The 923-nt window shown below is 30.7% G+C and carries 1 protein-coding gene and 1 pseudogene; one reads left to right on the forward strand and one right to left on the reverse strand.

The genetic code is table 11. From position 1 onward, the window contains the following. Positions 1 to 36: 36 nt before the first annotated feature. Positions 37 to 293 (forward strand): annotated as a pseudogene (locus AC2D8I_RS16250) (IS1595 family transposase); the annotation flags it as partial. Between the two features lie 70 nt (positions 294 to 363). On the opposite strand, the gene AC2D8I_RS16255 reads toward AC2D8I_RS16250, so the two are convergent. Next, the gene (locus AC2D8I_RS16255; protein ID WP_484707168.1) at positions 364 to 915 is read right to left on the reverse strand and encodes a DUF6705 family protein; all 552 of its coding nucleotides are present in this window, start codon (positions 913 to 915) and stop codon (positions 364 to 366) included. Positions 916 to 923 lie beyond the last annotated feature (8 nt).

The following is a 923-nucleotide window of genomic DNA, read 5'->3' on the forward strand; positions in this document are numbered from 1 at the left end:
AGAAGCAGCTAAACAAGGGCGTAGTTATGACTCTAAAAAGAAAAATATAACATTGAGCAAAAATTAAGTAATCAAGGAAAGAATTACATATTGTAATAATGCCAATTAAATCTTGGTTTAGAGCTATACCAACTCATGTGATCAAATGGCATATTCAAGCTTATTTCGATGAATTTTGTTTTAGAATAAACAGATCTCAATTCAAAAAAAGTATTTCCCATAAAACTACAGAAAGAATGATGATAGCAAAACCTATATTTCATAAAAATATCAAACAGATACTAAGCATATAACACAATAAACAAATTTTAAGTTTACTCCTTAACTACTATTTTTTACAACGTACCTGATTGTGCTTCGTTTTTATTGCTTTGTTAACACCATAGATGTGGGTATAGAAAAAGGTAAATCGGGAACATTGGGGTCTATTATTTTAATTCCTTCAGACATTCTTAATTCCATTGTTGCTGTGGTTGCAGATGTTAATATGAATTCGCCTTCGTATCCTTTGCCTGTGGACAAATCTGTAATGACAAGTAAATATTTATTTGGAGTATAAATAGTCATATAAAAAGGGGCTAAATCTGGTTCTGAATACTCTGTAGTTAAAACGTTTACTTTTTCAACACCTTCATCAATAAATTTATATTTCCCATATAATTGATCCCAAAAAATTGTAGATCCAGGAAGTGGATCAGGTTCCATTTCTATTTCTTCAATTAAAAGCTCAAAAGAACTGCCATTTCCATTGTTCCAAAGCCAGGTGCCTACAACGGCATCGTGGTGGTTGTTAACATCTTTTATATAAGCACCACTTGGTATACGTACGTTTCTAAAGTTTTCGTTGTTAATTATGGTTTGAGATTTACAGCTTAAAGCCGAAATACAGATAATAAATAGTAGTAAATTTTTCATTTTTTATG

The sequence above is a fragment of the Lacinutrix sp. YIN62 genome, assembly GCF_057219185.1.